The organism is Lederbergia sp. NSJ-179, from assembly GCF_022867885.1.
Lineage (GTDB): Bacteria > Bacillota > Bacilli > Bacillales > Bacillaceae_C > Lederbergia.
This window is the reverse complement of sequence record NZ_JALIFP010000118.1, coordinates 1-565: the sequence shown is the minus strand read 5'-3', so window position 1 is coordinate 565 and position 565 is coordinate 1. Positions and strand designations below refer to the sequence as shown.

The 565-nt window shown below is 38.6% G+C and carries 1 protein-coding gene; it reads right to left on the bottom strand.

Going from position 1 to position 565, the window contains the following annotated elements:
• Positions 1–156: 156 nt before the first annotated feature.
• On the bottom strand, positions 157–552 hold the full coding sequence (gene kapB, locus MUB24_RS23120) for a kinase-associated lipoprotein KapB (RefSeq protein ID WP_244708100.1): 396 nt from the start codon (positions 550–552) through the stop codon (positions 157–159).
• Positions 553–565: the final 13 nt, after the last annotated feature.

The window sequence follows — 565 nt, the reverse complement described above, 5'->3', positions numbered from 1 at the left end:
ATTCAATCCTTCCAGCTTAACTTTAATGCGATAAGCGCTCGGTTCAATAGACTGGGATAACGAAGAAAATTCTCCTAGGTAAGAGAAAACATCTTTTAAAATGAATGCCACTGTTGCAGGACCATTTAAAAACAAAAAAATGCCCTAAATTGGGCATTAGTCAAATGAGATGGAATACATTAAGGCGTATTCCTTTTCAATACTTTTTAATGCTTTTAAGGCAAGTTGATTATAAGGCTCCTCTATATCCGCCTCTAGCTTTTCCTTAAGGGTTGTATAGGCCGTTTTTAAGGAATCCTTATAGTCCGGAATATCCCCATCATACGGCTTGGCAATTCTTATGGGAATATTGGTTTGCTCTCGATAGGCCAACGCCTTTCTTTCATGAAAGAAGGGGACATCCGCCTGTAAAGGATTGTGCAAATCACCTTGTCTAGGGTGGTTGAGTACAGCTAAAATTCGGATTGTATACGTATCCTCATGAATGGCTGTAATCTCTCCGATATATTTCCCTGTTTTTTTATTTGTGACAATGATATCACCGATGTTCATCAAATAGCTCCTC